The 435-nt window shown below is 42.8% G+C and carries 1 pseudogene; it reads left to right on the top strand.

The features are described from left to right. Window positions 1-92: 92 nt before the first annotated feature. A pseudogene (locus ACUU1I_RS21225) lies at window positions 93-158 on the top strand (hypothetical protein); the annotation flags it as partial. Between the last annotated feature and the right edge of the window lie 277 nt (window positions 159-435).

The raw sequence follows: 435 nt of genomic DNA, 5'->3' as shown, positions 1-435 counted from the left end.
ACCCTATAGATGCACAAAAAACGGGCAAAACTACCTGGTTCGCAAAACTGCGTCTAAAGTTAAACTGGGACCTCACGAGCAAGGGTGAGACGATGGCGCTTTACACAATTGGTGAAGTGGCGTTGCTTTGTGATATTAATCCTGTCACGTTACGCGCGTGACGCAACATTTTTAAAAATCGACGAAGATCGTCCAGGAGCGCCGTTTTTCAAGGGTTGGATAGATGATTCGTTTACCATGTCGACGAACTTCGACGAATTTCGCCGATAAAAAGTGTCCCATACATGCCCCATTGATGCCCCATAAACAATATCAGGAATTGACACTGGTTATCCATACAGATAAAAATAACACCTGTACATAACTACAGTTACAGGAGGGTGTTATGCGTGTTGAGATCTGTATCGCTAAAGAAAAAATCACTAAAATGCCAAA

The organism is Shigella sp. SIG3, assembly GCF_053555855.1.
The sequence above is the reverse complement of the archived record's forward strand: the minus strand, read 5'-3'. Positions and strand labels throughout refer to the sequence as shown.